Source organism: Yersinia sp. 1252 StPb PI (genome assembly GCF_048593885.1).
GTDB classification, from domain to species: domain Bacteria; phylum Pseudomonadota; class Gammaproteobacteria; order Enterobacterales; family Enterobacteriaceae; genus Yersinia; species Yersinia enterocolitica_E.
Genome location: NZ_JAZGQE010000375.1, coordinates 1 through 1289 on the forward strand (window position 1 = coordinate 1; position 1289 = coordinate 1289).

Below are 1289 nucleotides of genomic sequence, written 5' to 3' on the forward strand. Positions count from 1 at the left end.
CTAAATAGAGATGGTTATTATGAATAAGTTTATACTGGTTGGACTTACCAGTCTTTTATCATTGCCTGTATTCGCTGAAGTGTCCTGGGAGACCCCGCAAGGGAATCTGAAATTATACGGTGATGTTGAGATTAATATGGATGCTGCCAGTAAAAGTGGGCAGCTCACTTCTCTACGCACCAGTGCAAATAAAGACTGGAAAGCGGGGAGCAGAGAGCAATGGGATATTAATGGCAGAATACTGATCGGTCTGGATGGTTATCGACGTATGAGTAATGGCAATTTCGCGGGTTTCACTGTACAGCCACTGGCTGATATTGGTGGTCATATGAACCTCGATGATGCAGCCTTCTTCTTTGGTCATGAGAAAGATTGGAAGGTGAAAGTCGGTCGCTTTGAAGCCTATGATATGTTCCCACTGAATCAGGATACGTTTGTCCAACACTCAGGTAATACTGCGAATGATCTTTACAGTGATGGCTATGGTTACATCTATATGATGAAAGAAGGCCGTGGGCGCAGCAACAATGGGGGTAACTTCCTGGTCAGTAAAACTCTGGGTAACTGGTATTTTGAAGTTAACACCATTCTAAAAGACGGAACCACGTTATTTGCCAATAATACTTATCATGGTAATACGCTGGAAAATGAAAAAAATGTGGCATATGTTCGTCCGGTGATTTCGTGGAAACAAGATAGCCTTTCTGCGGCTATAGCAATGGAAAGTAACGTTATCAGTAATGCCTATGGTTATCGTGATGATCAGGGCCAGTTTCAGGACCAATCGAAACGTAATGGCTATGGGGCAACATTCACTTGGAATAATCAGGATAAAGATCCTGAGAATGGTATTGTCGCTAATCTGAGCTCAGCTTATATGGATGCAACCAATGAGAAGAACTTCAGTGCCGGGGCTAATATCTTATGGCGAAATTTTGAAATTGGTTATATTTACGCACACAATGATATCGAATATTTCAACAGTGCAAATGCAGGGGTAGTTACCTCTGGGATATTAACCTCGCCTGATAAATATGATGTTCACACGATCCACACCTCCTATAAAATTGCCAATATCATGGATATGAATAACTTTAATTTATACCTTGGTGCTTACTGGTCTAAATTGGAAGTGTCACCTGATAATAAAGTGGTTAATGCTGAAAACGATGACCGCTATGGTGTCCGTGCCAGATTTAAATATTTCTTCTAATAGATTACTGGCGACCACATGAATTAAATTGGTTATTTAATAATTTACTCAGATTAAATTTCACTTAAATAAATGC

Annotated in this window: 1 protein-coding gene; it reads left to right on the forward strand. The window is 40.2% G+C overall.

Going from position 1 to position 1289, the window contains the following annotated elements:
* Window positions 1-10 precede the first annotated feature (10 nt).
* Window positions 11-1213: a carbohydrate porin gene (locus V2A85_RS23730; RefSeq protein ID WP_372558840.1), complete on the forward strand. Its 1203-nt coding sequence runs from the start codon at window positions 11-13 to the stop codon at window positions 1211-1213.
* Window positions 1214-1289 lie beyond the last annotated feature (76 nt).